This is a genomic window from Neptuniibacter sp. CAU 1671 (genome assembly GCF_029222905.1).
Lineage (GTDB): Bacteria > Pseudomonadota > Gammaproteobacteria > Pseudomonadales > Balneatricaceae > Neptuniibacter.
The window spans coordinates 142540-158185 of record NZ_JARHUE010000004.1 but is presented as its reverse complement, the minus strand read 5'-3'; the positions used below and the strand labels follow the sequence as shown (position 1 = coordinate 158185).

The 15646-nt window shown below is 52.0% G+C and carries 11 protein-coding genes and 1 tRNA gene; 6 read left to right on the top strand and 6 right to left on the bottom strand.

Annotated features, from left to right (window positions below):
- Nucleotides 1–146 precede the first annotated feature (146 nt).
- The 4 genes from P2G53_RS08475 to P2G53_RS08460 all read left to right on the top strand — a co-directional run bounded on the left by P2G53_RS08475 (nucleotide 147) and on the right by P2G53_RS08460 (nucleotide 6678).
- Complete coding sequence (locus tag P2G53_RS08475; RefSeq protein ID WP_275816163.1) at nucleotides 147–3026, top strand: cache domain-containing protein; 2880 nt, start codon at nucleotides 147–149, stop codon at nucleotides 3024–3026.
- Nucleotides 3019–3720 (top strand): response regulator transcription factor, encoded by a 702-nt coding sequence (locus tag P2G53_RS08470; RefSeq protein WP_275816161.1) that lies wholly within the window; start codon nucleotides 3019–3021, stop codon nucleotides 3718–3720. Before P2G53_RS08475 ends, P2G53_RS08470 begins: the two co-directional genes overlap by 8 nt.
- A gap of 13 nt (nucleotides 3721–3733) precedes the next feature.
- Entirely contained in the window at nucleotides 3734–5608 is a 1875-nt protein-coding gene (locus P2G53_RS08465; RefSeq protein WP_275816159.1) for a sigma-54-dependent Fis family transcriptional regulator, read from the top strand.
- A 179-nt stretch (nucleotides 5609–5787) separates the two neighbouring features.
- Nucleotides 5788–6678, top strand: coding sequence for a transporter (locus P2G53_RS08460; RefSeq protein ID WP_275816157.1), 891 nt, complete (start codon nucleotides 5788–5790; stop codon nucleotides 6676–6678).
- Nucleotides 6679–6896: 218 nt separating this feature from the next.
- Here P2G53_RS08460 and P2G53_RS08455 read toward each other — a convergent pair whose 3' ends face one another.
- From P2G53_RS08455 to P2G53_RS08440, 4 genes are all read right to left on the bottom strand, one after another.
- Entirely contained in the window at nucleotides 6897–9857 is a 2961-nt protein-coding gene (locus tag P2G53_RS08455; RefSeq protein ID WP_275816155.1) for a CHASE3 domain-containing protein, read from the bottom strand.
- A gap of 51 nt (nucleotides 9858–9908) precedes the next feature.
- The gene (locus P2G53_RS08450) at nucleotides 9909–10853 is read right to left on the bottom strand and encodes a diguanylate cyclase (protein ID WP_275816152.1); all 945 of its coding nucleotides are present in this window, start codon (nucleotides 10851–10853) and stop codon (nucleotides 9909–9911) included.
- A gap of 182 nt (nucleotides 10854–11035) precedes the next feature.
- Nucleotides 11036–11464 (bottom strand): YeeE/YedE family protein, encoded by a 429-nt coding sequence (locus P2G53_RS08445; RefSeq protein WP_275816150.1) that lies wholly within the window; start codon nucleotides 11462–11464, stop codon nucleotides 11036–11038.
- Nucleotides 11464–11907, bottom strand: a complete 444-nt coding sequence (locus P2G53_RS08440; RefSeq protein ID WP_275816149.1) for a YeeE/YedE family protein — start codon at nucleotides 11905–11907, stop codon at nucleotides 11464–11466. Before P2G53_RS08440 ends, P2G53_RS08445 begins: the two co-directional genes overlap by 1 nt.
- 176 nt (nucleotides 11908–12083) lie before the next feature.
- Here P2G53_RS08440 and P2G53_RS08435 point away from each other — a divergent pair, with 176 nt between their 5' ends.
- Nucleotides 12084–13325: an outer membrane protein transport protein gene (locus P2G53_RS08435; protein WP_275816148.1), complete on the top strand. Its 1242-nt coding sequence runs from the start codon at nucleotides 12084–12086 to the stop codon at nucleotides 13323–13325.
- A 227-nt stretch (nucleotides 13326–13552) separates the two neighbouring features.
- Here P2G53_RS08435 and P2G53_RS08430 read toward each other — a convergent pair.
- Nucleotides 13553–13629: transfer RNA gene (locus tag P2G53_RS08430), tRNA-Val, on the bottom strand.
- A gap of 189 nt (nucleotides 13630–13818) precedes the next feature.
- Between P2G53_RS08430 and P2G53_RS08425 the strand changes: the two genes are divergently transcribed.
- Complete coding sequence (locus P2G53_RS08425) at nucleotides 13819–14907, top strand: methyl-accepting chemotaxis protein (RefSeq protein ID WP_275816146.1); 1089 nt, start codon at nucleotides 13819–13821, stop codon at nucleotides 14905–14907.
- Here P2G53_RS08425 and P2G53_RS08420 read toward each other — a convergent pair whose 3' ends face one another.
- A complete protein-coding gene (locus P2G53_RS08420; RefSeq protein WP_275816144.1) occupies nucleotides 14908–15570 on the bottom strand; it encodes a transglutaminase-like cysteine peptidase in 663 nt (220 codons plus the stop codon).
- Between the last annotated feature and the right edge of the window lie 76 nt (nucleotides 15571–15646).

The window sequence follows — 15646 nt, the reverse complement described above, 5'->3', positions numbered from 1 at the left end:
GACGCCGGTTCTTGTTGTTATGCGAGGGAAGATTAAAGGTGAAAGTTTGCGCAATTATTCGACAATTCTAACGAAATGTAACAACAGGCAGGCGCGTATTGAACTTTGTGTTAGATTCGATACAGATAACAATAATTAGATAAGCCATGTCGAAGTATTCGCCGATCACATTACGTCTTTTCCTGTCGCTGCTGATCTTTGTGGGTGGGCTGCTGGGGGCGATTTACTGGTTTACCGTACCCATGATCAAGAGCAATGTGTTTGGTCTTGAGCTGCATGCCAACCGCCAGGTGCTGAATGTGGTGTACGATCTGGCCAACCGCATTCACTTCAACAGTGAAACCTATATCCAGCGTACGCTGGCCTATCATGAGCAACGGCTGCGTTCGATTGTCGAATTATCCGAAAACCATATTCGTGCTGCTCTGGCCGAAGGCAAGGCGGCTGGCCGGTCGGAGGCTGAAGTGTGGGCTGAGGTTTTCCAGCATTTAAGGCAGTTCAAGTTTGGTCATGATGACTATATCTGGGTGGCTGGGTATGACAGCCATATCTTGTCGCATCCCTCGCCCCGGTTTCATGATAAATCGATGCTGGACTTCAAAGATCCGGACGGCAATCTGGTGATCCCAAGGCTGGTGAAACTGGCACTGGATGATGGTGAAGGGTTTTACAACTATAAATGGTACCGGCTTGACGATACCGAGGTGATTGATAAGTACTCCTATGTGAAAAACTTTCCTGACTGGGGGTTTGTGATCGGGGCGGGTGTTTATATTGATGATGTTGAGCGCGAGATCCGAGACCAGAAAGCACAGGCCATAGTCGACATTAGCCACGCCCTGAAAGATATCAAGATTGCCAATAATGGCTATCTCTACGTGTTTGATTCACAGGGGAACATGCTGTTTCACCCCAATCCGAATATTCATGGGCGCAACTTTGTTACTCAGCTCAACCCCGTCACCGGACATCCCATCTATCAGGACCTGATTGCCGTCGCGGATACCGGCCAGGAACTGTATTACAAATGGGACCGGCCCGATGATCAGGGCAACTATGTCTATGAAAAGCTCTCGCTGGTGCGTCACCTGTCCGGATTTGACTGGTACATCAGCTCGTCGGTCTATCTGGATGATCTGAAAGCCAGCTCAGTACAGTTGAGTCAGCGGATCATGGCGCTGGGTTTTTTTGGTCTGCTGGCCGGGGTGATGGCCGCGTTCTTCTTTGCCGAGTGGATCACGGCCCCCCTGCGTAAACTTTCCCTGACGGCCTATCGCATCAGTCGCGGTAACCTGACCGCAAAAACCGGCATTCGTCGCGATGACGAGCTGGGTACGCTGGCGGAGTCGTTTGACTATATGGTCGACCGCTTAAGGGACAACATCACCACCCTGAATACCCGGGTGAATGACCGCACCCGTGACCTGTCTGAAAGCAATGCGCAATTGCTTCGGGCCGTTCAGTCGCTGCAGAAAACACAGGGCGAGCTGAAGGCGGTAGAGGAACGCCAGCGCCTGATTCTGAATGCCCTGCCAGCGCAGGTGGCTTATCTGGACGCCGATCAGCGTTTTATCTTTGCCAACCGTGAATATCTGGAGATGTTCGGTGAAGATAAACGCAGCATTGTCGGGCAGAAACTGGCGCAGGTGATCGGCGATAAGATGTATCAGGATATTGAAGGCTATATCCAAAGCGCCCTGCAGGGCGAGCGGGTGATCTATGAATACCCGCTTCAGTTTAAAGGACAGGATATCCTCACCCGCCGTACAGTGCTGCCATTTTTCAATGAGCAGGGCGAGGTGGTGGGTCTGCTGAACCTCTCGATTGATATCACCAACGAACGTGAAACCGAGCGGCGTCTGGCAGAAGCCAGCAAGATGAAAGCCGTGGGGCAGATGTCCGGTGGACTGGCCCATGATTTCAATAACCTGCTGACCATCATACTGGGCAATCTGCTGGAACTGCAGCAATATCCAGACCTGCCCAAATCCCTCAGCAACAATCTGGCTCCTGCCATCCGCGCGACCCGGCGCGGGGCTGATATGACGCGCCGACTGCTGGCTTTCTCACGACGCCAGCCTTTGCAGCCCGATTATATCCGTCCCGAAGTGCTGATTCGTGATCTGGTCTCCCTGCTCAAAGCACCTCTGCCCGAGAATGTCGAACTGAAAACCTGCGTTGTGGCCGGTTCCCCCGGGGTGTATCTGGATGCTGCGCAGATGGAAGATGCGCTGGTGAACATGGCGCTCAACTCTGTCGATGCGATGCCAAAAGGCGGCACACTGGCGCTGCACGTTTCCGGTTTTGAAGCTAAACCGGAGCAGCCGATGCCGGAGGGGTATGATGAACCGGTGCCCTTTGGCTTATATATGCATCTGCAGATCACTGATACCGGAGAAGGGTTCAGTGACGACGCGCTGCAAAAAGCGTTTGAACCCTTTTTTACCACCAAAGCCACGGGTGCAGGCTCCGGACTGGGCCTGAGTATGGTGTACGGTTTTGTGAAACAGTCGCAGGGCTATATCCGGCTCAGCAACCGCCCGCAAGGCGGTGCCAGCATAGAGCTGCTGCTGCCCGCGGCGTCACCTAAACTGCCCGGCAGACGCTCATCCGAAATTGCCAAAACATCAGTGATCCGGGGAGATGGCCATGCGCTCGTGCTGTTGGTCGAAGACAACGAAGATGTGCGCCGGGTTGTACGCCGTCAACTGCTGGAATTAGGGTTTCAGGTGCTTGAAGCCACCAGTGCGGATGAAGCCCTGACAATGCTTGGCAGTGGCCTGCCAGAGTTGAGCGGCCTGGTGACGGATGTGGTGATGCCCGGTAAACATGATGGTTACGAGGTGGCAGTGCAGGTACATAAGCTGTTTGCCAAGGCCTTTATTGTGCTGATGACCGGTTACAGCGAACCGCCACCTGCACTGAGTTTCAACTTTGCGCTATTACAGAAACCGTTTACATCCGAGTCGTTGAATGAAGCCATTCAGCGCACCGCCGGGGAAGGTTCAGGGTCAGAGAATGGATAAAAAAGCATTGATCTATGTGATCGAGGATGAAACGGATCTGGCTGATCTGGTGTGTCGCAGTCTGCAAAATTTCCACTTTGATACCTGTCATTTTGAGACCGGCGGCGCGGTGTTGCCCAGCCTTGCACAGCAACGTCCGGCTCTCTGTATTGTGGATCTTAACCTGCCGGATATGGATGGTATTGAGCTGGTTAAACAACTGCAGAGCCAAAATATCGGCATCATCATTGTGTCCGGTCGCGACGGTGTCACAGACCGTGTGCTGGGGCTGGAGCTGGGCGCAGATGATTACATCACTAAACCCTTTGAACCCCGCGAGCTGGTGGCTCGGGTGCAAAGTGTGCTGCGCCGCCTCCATTCAGTTGAAAAAGAAGTTACCCCGAAAACGCACTGCGCCCGGTTTGCCAGCTGGTGTTTTTATCCCAGTGCCCTGTCACTGCTGCCAGAAGATGGGGTTGAGGAAACCCTCAGTCGGGCTGAAGGCGACATGTTACTGGCCCTGCTGCAGCATCCGTTTCAGATTCTCTCCCGGGACCAGCTGCTGGGAGACAACATTGTGCCGTATGACCGCAGTATTGATGTACGCATGTCCCGTCTGAGGAAAAAACTGGCGGGGACCGATGGCAAACCGGAGCTGATCAAGACGGTTTACGGTGCCGGGTATATGTTGATGTGTGACGTGCGCTGGGAATAACAGGGAGACAGGTATGGCGAAGGTATGGCTCGACTTCAACCGGCAGATCAATGCAACGCGTCAACAATTCTTTGAGGAGCAAAATCCCGATGTGATGCTGGATGCACTGGTACGCGAATCCTGGCAGCGCTGCCAGACCATGGGTTTGGGCCATCTGGAATATCTGGATTTTTTACCCGTCAGCTCACAACAGCTCAACCATCTGCTTGAGCAGGATCAGGCGTTGGTGGCGGCATTTTCCGACGTATTACCCGGTTTCCAGCAACAGATTGAAACGGCGGGTTATCTGGTGGTGCTCACCAATGCCAGTGGCATAGCGCTGCAAATTCAGGGGGATCTGCGGCGGCATGATGTGGCAACACAACATACATTTCGCCCCGGCATCAGCTTTGCCGAAGAATGCATTGGTACCAACGCCATGGGTTGTGCCATCAATGCGCGCCGAGAGGTCAGCATTCTGGGGGGTGAGCATTATGTGGAATCGATCACCGGTTTCCAGTGCGCTGCGGCACCGGTACTGGATCGTCAGGGTAGGGTATTGGGCGTGGTGGATCTGTCCCGTTGTGCCGAGCGCCCCGACTATGGTGCCAAACAGATTGCACGGCAGATTGCGCGGCAGGTGGAGCGGCGACTGTTTTTTCAACAACGCAGCTATATGGCGCTTGAACTGAATCTGGTGCAACTGCCTGTCGGCGTGAATACGCAGCATTCAGATGGCCTGTTACTGGCATTCAATGCGCATGGTGTTTTAACCACAGCCTGCCATCAGGCACAAAGCTGGCTTGAGCTGCATCGGATAAAAGGAGATGTCAGCTTTGAAGCGATTTTTGAGCAAAGTTTTGCCCAGTTAATGCTGAATCGTAAAGCTGATCTGCACCGGTTACGTCTGCACTCCGGGCTTGATATCAGCGCACGCCTCTATCCGGGCAGCAGTGGTGTTGTCGTCAGCGGATGTGATATCGGCGCACGTAACCGGCCCCAGCCTGAAATGGGTGATCCCGCATTGATGCGCCTGCTGGTGCAGGGGGGGACCGCTTTGCAGGCGGACCTGCCGGTTATGGTGAGTGGTGAAACCGGGACAGGAAAAGAAGTGATGGCCCGTCAGCTCTATCAGGAAAGTGCTTTGCCCGGCCGGTTTATTGCGCTGAATTGTGCCGCCATTCCTGAAAGCCTGATAGAAAGTGAACTCTTTGGTTATGAGGAGGGCGCATTTACCGGTGCCCGTAAGGGGGGCGCCCGGGGCAAAATTGAGCAGGCCGATAAGGGAGTGCTATTCCTCGATGAGATTGGTGATATGCCACTGGCACTTCAGGCGCGCTTACTCCGTGTACTTGAGACCGGTGAAGTGACCCGCCTGGGGGGAGAGCGTAACCGTTTCTGTGATTTCAGATTGATTACTGCCAGTCATCGAAACCTTCAGCAGGCCGTTCATGAGGGCCAGTTCAGGGAAGATCTGTATTACCGGATTAAAGGTTTAAACCTGCATCTGCCTCCACTACGCCAGCGTCCGAATCTGCGGCAGTTAATCCTCTCGCTTGCTAAGACCTATCTGCCCACAGCTCAATTGAGTGAAGCTGCGCTGACACAGCTATGTGCCTACGCCTGGCCGGGCAATGTCCGCGAGCTGATCAACGTGCTCAAAGTGCTGCGGGTGTTTAATCAAGGTGTGTCCGAAATTGGTGTGACCGCTTTGCCGGATGAGATTCGTCAGCAACGGGCTGTGCCCAGACATGGGCGCCTGCTGGATCAGGAGTGTCAGATGATCTGCGAGGTGTTGCGTCAGTGTAAGGGGCAGGTCGAGATTGCAGCAAAACAGTTAGGTTTAGGCCGGGCTACCCTGTATCGCAAGATACAGCGTTATGGCTTGGATATTCGCGACTTCAGATGAAAAATCACAAATCTCATCTTGAGATAATCGTCATCTCAAGATGAGATTTAGCGGCGCTTTTCTGCGCTGTATTTATAATTAAATCATTAAAAATCAATGTCTTAATTTTCTTTATCTGGTTTGGCATAGGGCTTGCTGATTCAGTATGCACTCTATATAAAAAAGATAAGGAGAAAACCATGTTTAAGCTGAATCCGATCCAGTCAGGTCTGAAAGGATTGTTGTTGTCTGCCGCTGTCTCAACAGCTTTGCCTGCCCATGCGCTGGATGTGGATGCGGGGGACTACACCGCTCTGCCCGAAGGCACCCGGCTCCTGGCCCTGTACGGCCAATACGCAGAACGGGATAGCCTGTATATCAATAATGACAAGCTGGCAGGTGATTACGGACTTGACTCTCAGGTTGGCATTCTTAGGGGGGTTTACTACACAAAATTGGGCGACTACATCGTCGATCCTCAGTTCTTGTTGCCGTTCGGCAAGCTTGAGGCAGAGGGTGATCTGTCCGGTCTTGGTGAGGCAAGTGGGGTGGGTGACCTGATCGTGGCCGCGACCGTCTGGCTGGTCAACAACCCGCAGGAGAAAGAGTATTTTGGTGTGACGCCGTTCCTGTTTTTACCGACCGGCAGTTATGACAAGGGCGATGCATTAAATCTGGGGGAAAACCGCTACAAATTGACCCTGCAGGCCGGTTATATCAAAGGCTTGACCGAAAAAACCACACTGGATCTGATCGGTGATGTCACCTTTTATGGCGATAACGACGATTTCACGGCGGCCAACCTGACGCTGGAACAGGATGCCAGCTACCAGCTGCAGGCGTATCTGCGTTACAACGTGACCCCTACCTTCGATCTGCGTGCAGGTGTGTCTAAATCCTGGATTGGGGAAACCTCAGTGGAGGGTGTGGACAACGGAGATGATGCTGAAATTTCCAAGTATCAGGTGGGATTTGGCTGGTTCTTCACTCCAACCACACAATTGCTCGCAACCTACGGCAGCGACCTGTCAGTGGATAACGGTTTTAAAGAGGATGCACGCCTGAACCTGCGTTTGCTCACTCTGTTCTAACCTGGTCGGCTTCTCTGAAAACAACCGCACTGCGCCATTGTGTTGGGGTCTTCTGAGAAGCTGGCCATCTTTTTTCAAGCGAACCGTTCCAATGGCCCCCTCGGAAGGGTTCGCTTTTTTTGTGGCAGCATAATGGTTGCCGCAGAGTCTGATTCGGTGCGTGCTGTCCTTGTGTGCAAGCTCTAGGCTGGCCTGGACGGTCACTTTACATGGATGGCTCAGTTCAACGGGGCGGCTGTAGTTCGGTTCAAAAGGATACCATTGAGTACCACTTCAGCGTGTTTGAAATCAAACGCATCAAGCGCAGCCGAGAGGGCTGCTGCCTGTGTACCATAGCCCTGTTGTGTAAGGTTTTGTGTCAGTGTATTGCGCATGCCGGGTGCGATGAAACGGTTCATTTGCAACCGTGATCTGACGTCTTCAATCAGCGCTATCAGATCGGGGTCCGAGAGTGATTCTGCATCGGCCTGATGGTTGGGACGCACGAGTTTACTGAACTGGTGCAGATGCTCATCCAGTATCAGTAGCAGGCGATGGCTGTCCGGATTCTCACCGCTTTTGATTAAGTTCTCTAACCGCTCCGCTTCTTTTTCTAACTGCAGGTCCGAGATGTTTCTGGCATTGGTTTTTAGGCTAAGCAAAAAACGTTGCATGGCGGGCAAATCGTTTTCGGCCAGGGCAATCCGGTACTGCTTTACTGATGCCTGGAACGTTGTCAAAAAACTGTTCAGGCAGCTGTAGAGCAGATCGGCATTGTGATTAAACCGGCCCATGGCGTCTTCAAAGTCGATGCAGGCCGGGAAGGCGTGTGACAGATCGTTGGGCTCTTGCGTATGCAGCGTTTTTTCATACAGTTTGTGTTCTTTCAGAGCGGAAATAAATGCATTCAAATGAAAAGGTTTTGTCAGATACCCATTCATGCCAGCCTGCTGACCTGCATCGCGGTCTTCCTGCATAACTGAGGCAGAGAGTCCCAGAATCACCGGTTGTTGAATCATGTTGAGTGCACGGATATGCCGGGTTGCCTCAAGGCCGTCCACATCATCCATATGGATGTCCATCAGGACCAGATCAAAGCTGTTCTGCTGCAGATGTTTGATGGCCTCAACCCCGCTGAAGGCACGGATCACTGTGATACCAAAGGGCTCAAGCAAGCCGGTGACAACATCATGGTTCAGTGCCACATCATCCACTGACAGGACGCGCAGGTGCGACAGGTCTTCGGCGATATCAGCCAGATCCGACTGACTCGCCTTACGTCCGTGTTGTGTACTGATCAGGCTATTGTAGAGTCGTGACGGACTCATGGGTTTGCTGATCAGATCAACCTTGGGTTTATTCAGCGCACCACGTAAGTCGGCAGACAACAGCGCCGGAACGTGGAAAATAATTTTGGGTTGTTGCGGTAACAAGCGTTGTAACTGAGCCAGTGCTTTCTCTGGGGTGCAATCCAGTTGTTGCTCAGCGGTGGCATCAAACAGAATGACTCCCACGGCTTTAAGGGCATCTTCGGACAGGCTGTGCAGCGCTTGTATATCAGTTAAAAACGTTACCTGTAACGACCAGTGTTTTGCATGCAGTTCGACCATGTCATGTAGATGTTCATCCGCTCCGATCACTATCATGTGCTGTTCAGCGAGGTCCAGTTCTTCAAGGGTCTGGCTTGTGTCCGGGCGCTGGACCGACAGGCTGATGTGGAAACAGGTGCCGTGCCCAATTTCACTTTCCACACTGATTTCACCCCGCATCAATTCCATCAGGCGTTTGCAGATGGAAAGCCCCAGACCCGATCCGCCAAAGCGACGGGCTGTGTTGTCATCCGCCTGTTTAAAGGCATTGAAGATGCGGGCTTTTTGTTCATTGGTGATGCCAACGCCATTATCCCTGACATCAACCAGCAGGCGATCACCTGAAGGGTTGGGGCGATAATAGAACTGCACGCTGACATGCCCGTACTCTGGTGTAAATTTGATGGCATTACCCACCAGGTTGGCAATCACCTGACTCAGTCGCAGTGGATCACAGATGATGCTCAACGGCATGCCGGGCTCTACATAGATACCCAGATCGATATGTTTTTTTTCTGCATTGATGGCAAAGATGTCTACCGCGTTTTCAAGCAGTGAGTCCAAAGTTGTCTCAGACATACTCAGTGGCAGATTGCCGCTTTCAATCCGTGACAGGTCGAGTACATCATCCAGAATAAGTAACAGTCTCTCGGCCGCCTGATGGGCTTTGTTGGCATGTTCCTGCTGAATGGAAGGTAGGGACGCCTGACGCAGCAGTTTGAGCATGCCGATAATGCCATTCATCGGGGTGCGTATTTCATGACTCATATTGGCGATGAAAGCAGATTTTTCCCGGTTGGCCGCTTCAGCTTCCTGTTTGAGGGCTGTCAGTTTTTTTTCACGGTAGAACAAGGCGTTCTGCATCTTGATAAAACCATTCCAAAGCTGGTCGATCTCTGAACGGTCACTGGTGGGGGGCAGTTGGTGCGGTTTGCCTTGCGCCAGCGCATCGCCGGCGCTCATCAGATCACGCAGGGGCAGCAGCAAACGCTGGCGGGCTAAAAAACCGGCCCACAGGATCAGGGCAGCCAGTGTGGATGCAAAAATAATAATGATCCAGTTAATCTGGGTCGCCAGTTGATCTATACGCTGGTGTTGTTCAGCGGCAGCCATGGTGACGGCGGTCTTGATTTGTGACAGTTCGAGCCGGATGGCATCCATGTGCTCTTTGCCTTTATTACTGAGCACAATGTCCATGGCGGCTGCATGATTTTGTTCCTGAGAAAGGCGGATTGTCTGAGCCAATTCCGTTTGTTTTATATCGATAAGCTGACGTAGTGTGACCACCCGCTGGCTGAGCAGAGGATCATGACGGGTCAGTTGTTCAAGTTCTGCAAGTTTATCTTCGGTGGGCTGAAGCGATTTAAGGTAAGGATCGAGGTAGGTATATTTTCGGGTCAGAAGATAACCGCGCTGCCCGGTTTCGGCATCAAGCAGGTCAGACTGGAGACCTTCTGTGACTTCAATCACCTGATGGGCGAGTTCTGCATCCGCTCGCGCGTTCATCTGGTAGAGACGGGTTGTAAGCATCAGCACTGTCATGACAACAAGCACAATGAAGGGCAGGAGAACGGACAGCGTGATATAGCGTTTAAGGGTGATGCTTTTCATTAACTGCCTTTTAATAATGCGTCTGAGCGGCTCAGATGGTAAGCAACATCCTTATTGATTTGTTAACGTGTTGGCATCAACACAGATAACAGTATTACGTTGACCCTGTTGTTTGTGACTCATCATCGACTGATCCGCAAGTTCAATCAAGCTCCAGCCATTAGAATCGAATGCCGGGATTGTGGTAGCACAACCAATGGTGGCGCTGGGCTGCAGCGTTGTGTGTTTGAACAGGTTGGCGGTGTCGTTTAAGCCCTCTATATCCTGTCGAATGCGTTCAGCCAGTACACGGGCATCTTCCAGCCCCGTATCCGGCAGTAACACTACAAACTCATCACCCCCATAACGCACCACAACGTCCGAAGGGCGGCGGGCATGGCTCTGCAAAATATTGGCAGTGTAGATCAGGTATTCATCCCCGGACTTGTGCCCTAAAAGGTCGTTTACCTCTTTGAACTTGTCCATATCTACCATTAGAACACTGAAAGAGTGACGGTATCGCATGGCACGCCGCCACTCGTTGGCGAGTCGTTCATCCAGAGCGCGCCGGTTGTAAACGCCGGTCAACGCATCACGCACCGCCAGTTTATTCAGCAGGGCTGTTTTGCGTCTGAGGTCAATCAGGGTCCGGATTTTGGAGATCAGCACCAGCTCATGATAGGGCTTGATGACATAATCGAGTACGCCCCCGGTAAACATCTGCTGGATATCTTTATAGCGTTCTGAGGCGGTGACACAGATCACCGGAACATCGGTGAGAGTGGGCTGTTTTTTGATCGCCTGCAGCAGTTCGTGACCACTCATGTCAGGCAAACCCAGATCAAGCAGAATCAGGTCGTAGGGATGATCAAGTAACCCCAGCGCAATTTCGCCAGAGGTAGCCAGGGTCATTTCATAACCATTGTTGTGCAGCATATGGGAGAGTGCCGTCAGGCAGACACGATCATCCTCAATCACCAAAAGGTGCGGCATGCTGAACTGTTGATCAGTATCCATTACCTGCCTGATCCTTTTGTTATTTTAGTTTCAACGTTGATGGTTGATATGGCTGGCTGCCATCCAGGCCTATGGTTAGCTATCGCTAACTTTGCATATAACTTTAATAAATATGTTTAATAGTTAAACCCTAGCCCAAAACGAATAAGAGCAGTTAGTCAGATGCCATCGGGGTGAGCTGGTCAGCCCCGGTGCGCAAGTACCCAGCGGCTGATAAATGTGCCCACCACAAATGCCACAAACACGGTGAGAATATCTGCGTTGGCAAAGCTGAGCGAGGTGATCATCGGCCCCGGACAGTAACCTGCCAGCCCCCAGCCAATGCCAAAGATAACGCCACCCACCACAATACGGGCATCAATCTCTACCTTGGTTGGCAGGCGGAAAAACTCAGCAAACATCGGTTTGCTGCGTTTCAGTATGAGGGGTGTTACCAATGCATTTACGGCAAGGCCACCGGCCATAACAAACGCCAGTGATGGGTCCCATGCACCGGTAATATCCAGAAAATTGAGTACTTTGGCCGGGTCGATCATCTGAGAAAATGCCAGACCAAAACCAAACAGGGTACCAGCAATCAGCGCAGCGCCCAGGCGATACAGGTTATTCATCAGACACCTCCCAGCAGATGTCGGACGACAAAGACGGTGACCACCGCACTGCCCATAAAACAGAGCGTCGCCACCAACGAACGGGGACTGCGTCGTGCCAGACCACAGATGCCATGACCGCTGGTACAGCCGGTACCAATCTGGGTGCCAATACCCACCAGTAATCCGGCAATGACCAGCACCGGGGTGCTTACCTGCGCGGTGATATGCGTCACACCCACGCCGAATCCAGTCCATTGATAGATCAGACCACCCAGAATCAGGCCGACTATAAATACAACGCGCCAGCTGATGTCATCTTTCTGTTCCGGATAGATCACGCCACCGGCAATGCCAGATATTCCGGCAATACGTCCTTTGGCAAGCAATAAAAAAGCGGCAGCCAGACCGATCATGGCGCCTCCTATCAGGGCGGGAACCGGTGTGAAATTGATAATCGTCATATATGCGGTACACCTTTAACGCAGAAATAGCTCGGAAGATTCGCTATTATCCCTGTCTGTTACAAAAACGTGAAGCATTATATTAGTTATAACTTAATTACATTATATTAGTTAAGTTTTATATTTTTTTAATCTAATATCCGCATCTTACAATTCATCGATTCCAAGACAGCATCATGACCTTATCTGCACGTTCCAGTTTGACACTTGTTCTGACGTTGATCCCCCTGACTGCACAGGCGACCAATGGTTATTTCATGCATGGCAGCAGTGTGAAAGCGCAGGGCATGGCAGGTGTCAGTTTTGCGCTGGCCCATGACAGCATTAAATCGGCCAGTAACCCGGCCTCGCTGATTGCGTTGGGTAATCAGTATGACCTGGGCCTGACGCTGTTCACACCTGACCGCAGCTCAGAGATCGAGGGCAACGGGTTTGGACTGAATGGTCGCTATGATGCCAACTCTGATCATCACTTCTGGATTCCGGAAGCCGGTTTTGCCCGTCGTCTAAATGACCGCGTTGCCTATGGCCTGGCGATGTATGCCAACGGTGGTATGAACACCTCCTATAAACAAAACCCCTTTGCGTCCTTTGGTGCCACTGGCCCGGCGGGTGTGGATCTGACTCAGCTGTTTGTTACCGGTTCTCTGGCCTATAAGGTGAATGAACAACACAGTGTGGGTGTGGGTGTGACCTATGTGTATCAGCGCTTTGCGGCTGAAGGCATTCAGAACTTTGCCGGTATCAGTAGTGATCCCGGTGCGGTCAGCAATAACGGTCACGACAGCAGCAACGGCTGGGGCCTGAAACTGGGCTGGCAGGGCAAGGTCACAGATACGCTGACGCTGGGTGCCAGCTGGTCTTCTAAAGTAAGTACAGATGAATTCAACCGTTATCGCGGGCTTTTTGCGAAACACGGTGGTTTTGACGTACCAGAAAGTTACGGCCTGGGTTTTGCCTGGCAGTTTGCCCCCCGCTGGACCCTGGCGGGTGACTGGGAGCGCATCGAGTACAGCGAAGTCGCCTCTGTGGGTAATCCACTCAGCCTGATGGCGCCACTCGGTGCTGACAACGGCCCCGGTTTTGGCTGGGAAGATATTGAAGTCTATAAACTGGGTGTCATCTATCAGTATGACGCCCGTCTGACCCTGCGTGCAGGTTACAGTCATACCAATCAGCCAATTCCATCCAGTCAGACTCTGCTGAATATTCTGGCCCCTGGTGTAATTGAAGACCACCTTAGCGTGGGTGCCAGCTGGCAGTTAACACCGGAGCAAACACTGACCTTCTCCTACACGCATGCGCTTGAGGAAGAAGTCAAAGGGCAGAATTCAATTCCGGGACCGTTTGGCGGTGGCGAAGCCAACCTGAAAATGAGTCAGGATATTCTGGGTGTCGCCTGGGAATATCGGTACTGATTCGATTCACCAATACACTGCTCAGAAAAGGTCTCTACAGAGGCCTTTTTTTATGTCTGCAAGTGACGGATCAAGTCTGTACGTATCAAAGGCCTTGAGGCCGCAGACTGTTGCTTGGTCAATGATTGATAATCAGCTTTGCTGAAACGCTGCCCAACAACCCATTGGGATAAAACCAAAAGCGGCAACCGAGTAGAGAAGCAAAGGAAATGACTAGCAGAAAGGATTGGTAGGACTAACCAGATTCGAACTGGTGACCTCTACCATGTCAAGGTAGCGCTCTAACCAACTGAGCTATAGTCCTAGAGTGGGCGGAATATTAATAGTCTCCCTCGCCCCTTGCAACCGTTTTTAGAGAAAAATCGTTACCTCGGAGCTGACCAGCGGTGCTTTTTGCTTGCTTCAGGTCAAACCCGCTTTGTCACGGGCAATGTATGATCTGTTTCAGGCTTAATGCATTGTCTTTTTCAGATGTTCCGAGGGTGTGTTCTTAATGTTTTTTAATCGCAAAACCCAGCAATTAATCACGAATGTTCAGCAGCAATTGGATGAACAGGCACAACGTCATCAGCAAGAGATCCAGTTGTTGCGCCAGCAACTGGCACAGGAGCAGCAGCTCAGAAAAACACTGGAAGTTGAGCTGAATGCCAATGGCAAAATTCTGGAACATCAGCTTAGCGGTGGGGAGATGCTGAATGTGATCCGCGATGGCATGGCGGGTGGCGCTGAGGAACTGATTGACGAACGTAAAGCGATGAAAGCACTGGATGGCATTTTCGGTCAGACTCGCGATGCGCTGTCGCGGTTACAGAGCCGGGCTGAGCGGATGAACGAACATGCTGAGCAGAGTATTCAGGTAGCCCAGGTGCTGGATAGCACGGCCAATGCCATCAATCAGCTGGTAGCTGCGATTCAGGAGATTTCCGATCAGACTAACTTGCTGGCGTTGAATGCGGCGATTGAAGCGGCGCGCGCCGGAGATGCTGGTCGGGGTTTTGCGGTGGTGGCGGATGAAGTCCGTCAACTGGCGAGTAAGGCGCATCAGGCCAGTGATAAAATTGAAAGTCTGATTCAGAAAGTGATCAGCCAGACCGGTCAGATCCGGGATATGGTCACCGACAGCAAAAACAGTGCGCTGGATGTATCGGCGTCTTCTGAACAGATTGATCAGGTGGTGGATCAGGTGCTGCAACGCTCAGTGCGCATGCAGTCGGTGATTCGACAGTCGACGGATGCCGCCTTCCTGAATACGGTTAAGCTCGACCATGCCATCTGGAAAAATCGCGTCTACAGCATGCTGGAAGCGGGAGACTTCTCCAGTGGGGTGAATGCGCATACTGAATGCCGGCTGGGTGGTTGGTATTACGAAGGTTATGGTGCGCGTAAATACCATCATCTGGGTAGTTTTCGTGATCTTGAAATTCCGCATAAACAGGTACACGACAGTGGTCGCGCAGCCTTGGCTGCGGCAGATCAGGGTGATCAAACACGGGTTCTGGATCATCTGGATAAAATGGAACAGGCCAGCCTGCATGTGGTGGATTGTATTGATCGGCTGATCCGTGATTTGACGCCTGCCTGATCAGAACGCTTCCAGATTCATACGCTGAATCAGATCAGCCCAGCGGTTGAACGCACTGGCGGTACTCGCTGGCTGGTCTGGGCGGTTAGCCCACCAGACGGCGTGCTGATCAAACCGAAAGCGTGGCAGCAGGTCTTTTCTCTGAGAGAGGGGTAGCAGCGCAGTTTCAATGTTATCCAGCACCAATGGGTCTGCATCCGGTTGGGGGTAGTATTCCAGAACCATATGGCCGGTACCGTCACGGAGGCGGACATAGGCGACTTTGAGCTGGTGTTCCGGAATGCCCATCTCCAGCAGGGAAAAGTATTTCGCGATCGAAAAATCCTCGCAATCTCCGGCATTTCTGATCAGGGTTTCGGCGGGAGTGGCCCAATAATCGCGCTGCTTCCAGAGTGCCAGATCATCTTCCCAGGTCATGCGATTGTAGAATGCATTGATCGCCTGCAACTTATCCAGGTCAGACATCTGCTCTCGCTTTGCCAGTAACTGGTGCCACTCTCTGAAACGATGTGCGATCTCTTGATTGGTGTGATGCGCCAGATTTTCCAACTGATCGGCAGGCATCAGGCGTTTCAATGTGTCGGCATGCACACTGGCCTGGAAACCCAGCAGCAGCGCAAGAGAGGAGAGAATATACAGAGACTGGCGGAACAGGTTATGCACTGATGGAATGGCCTTTAGACATCGAAAAGGCCACTCTATCGGAAAAAACAATTGTTTAAAATATAAACAATGGTCT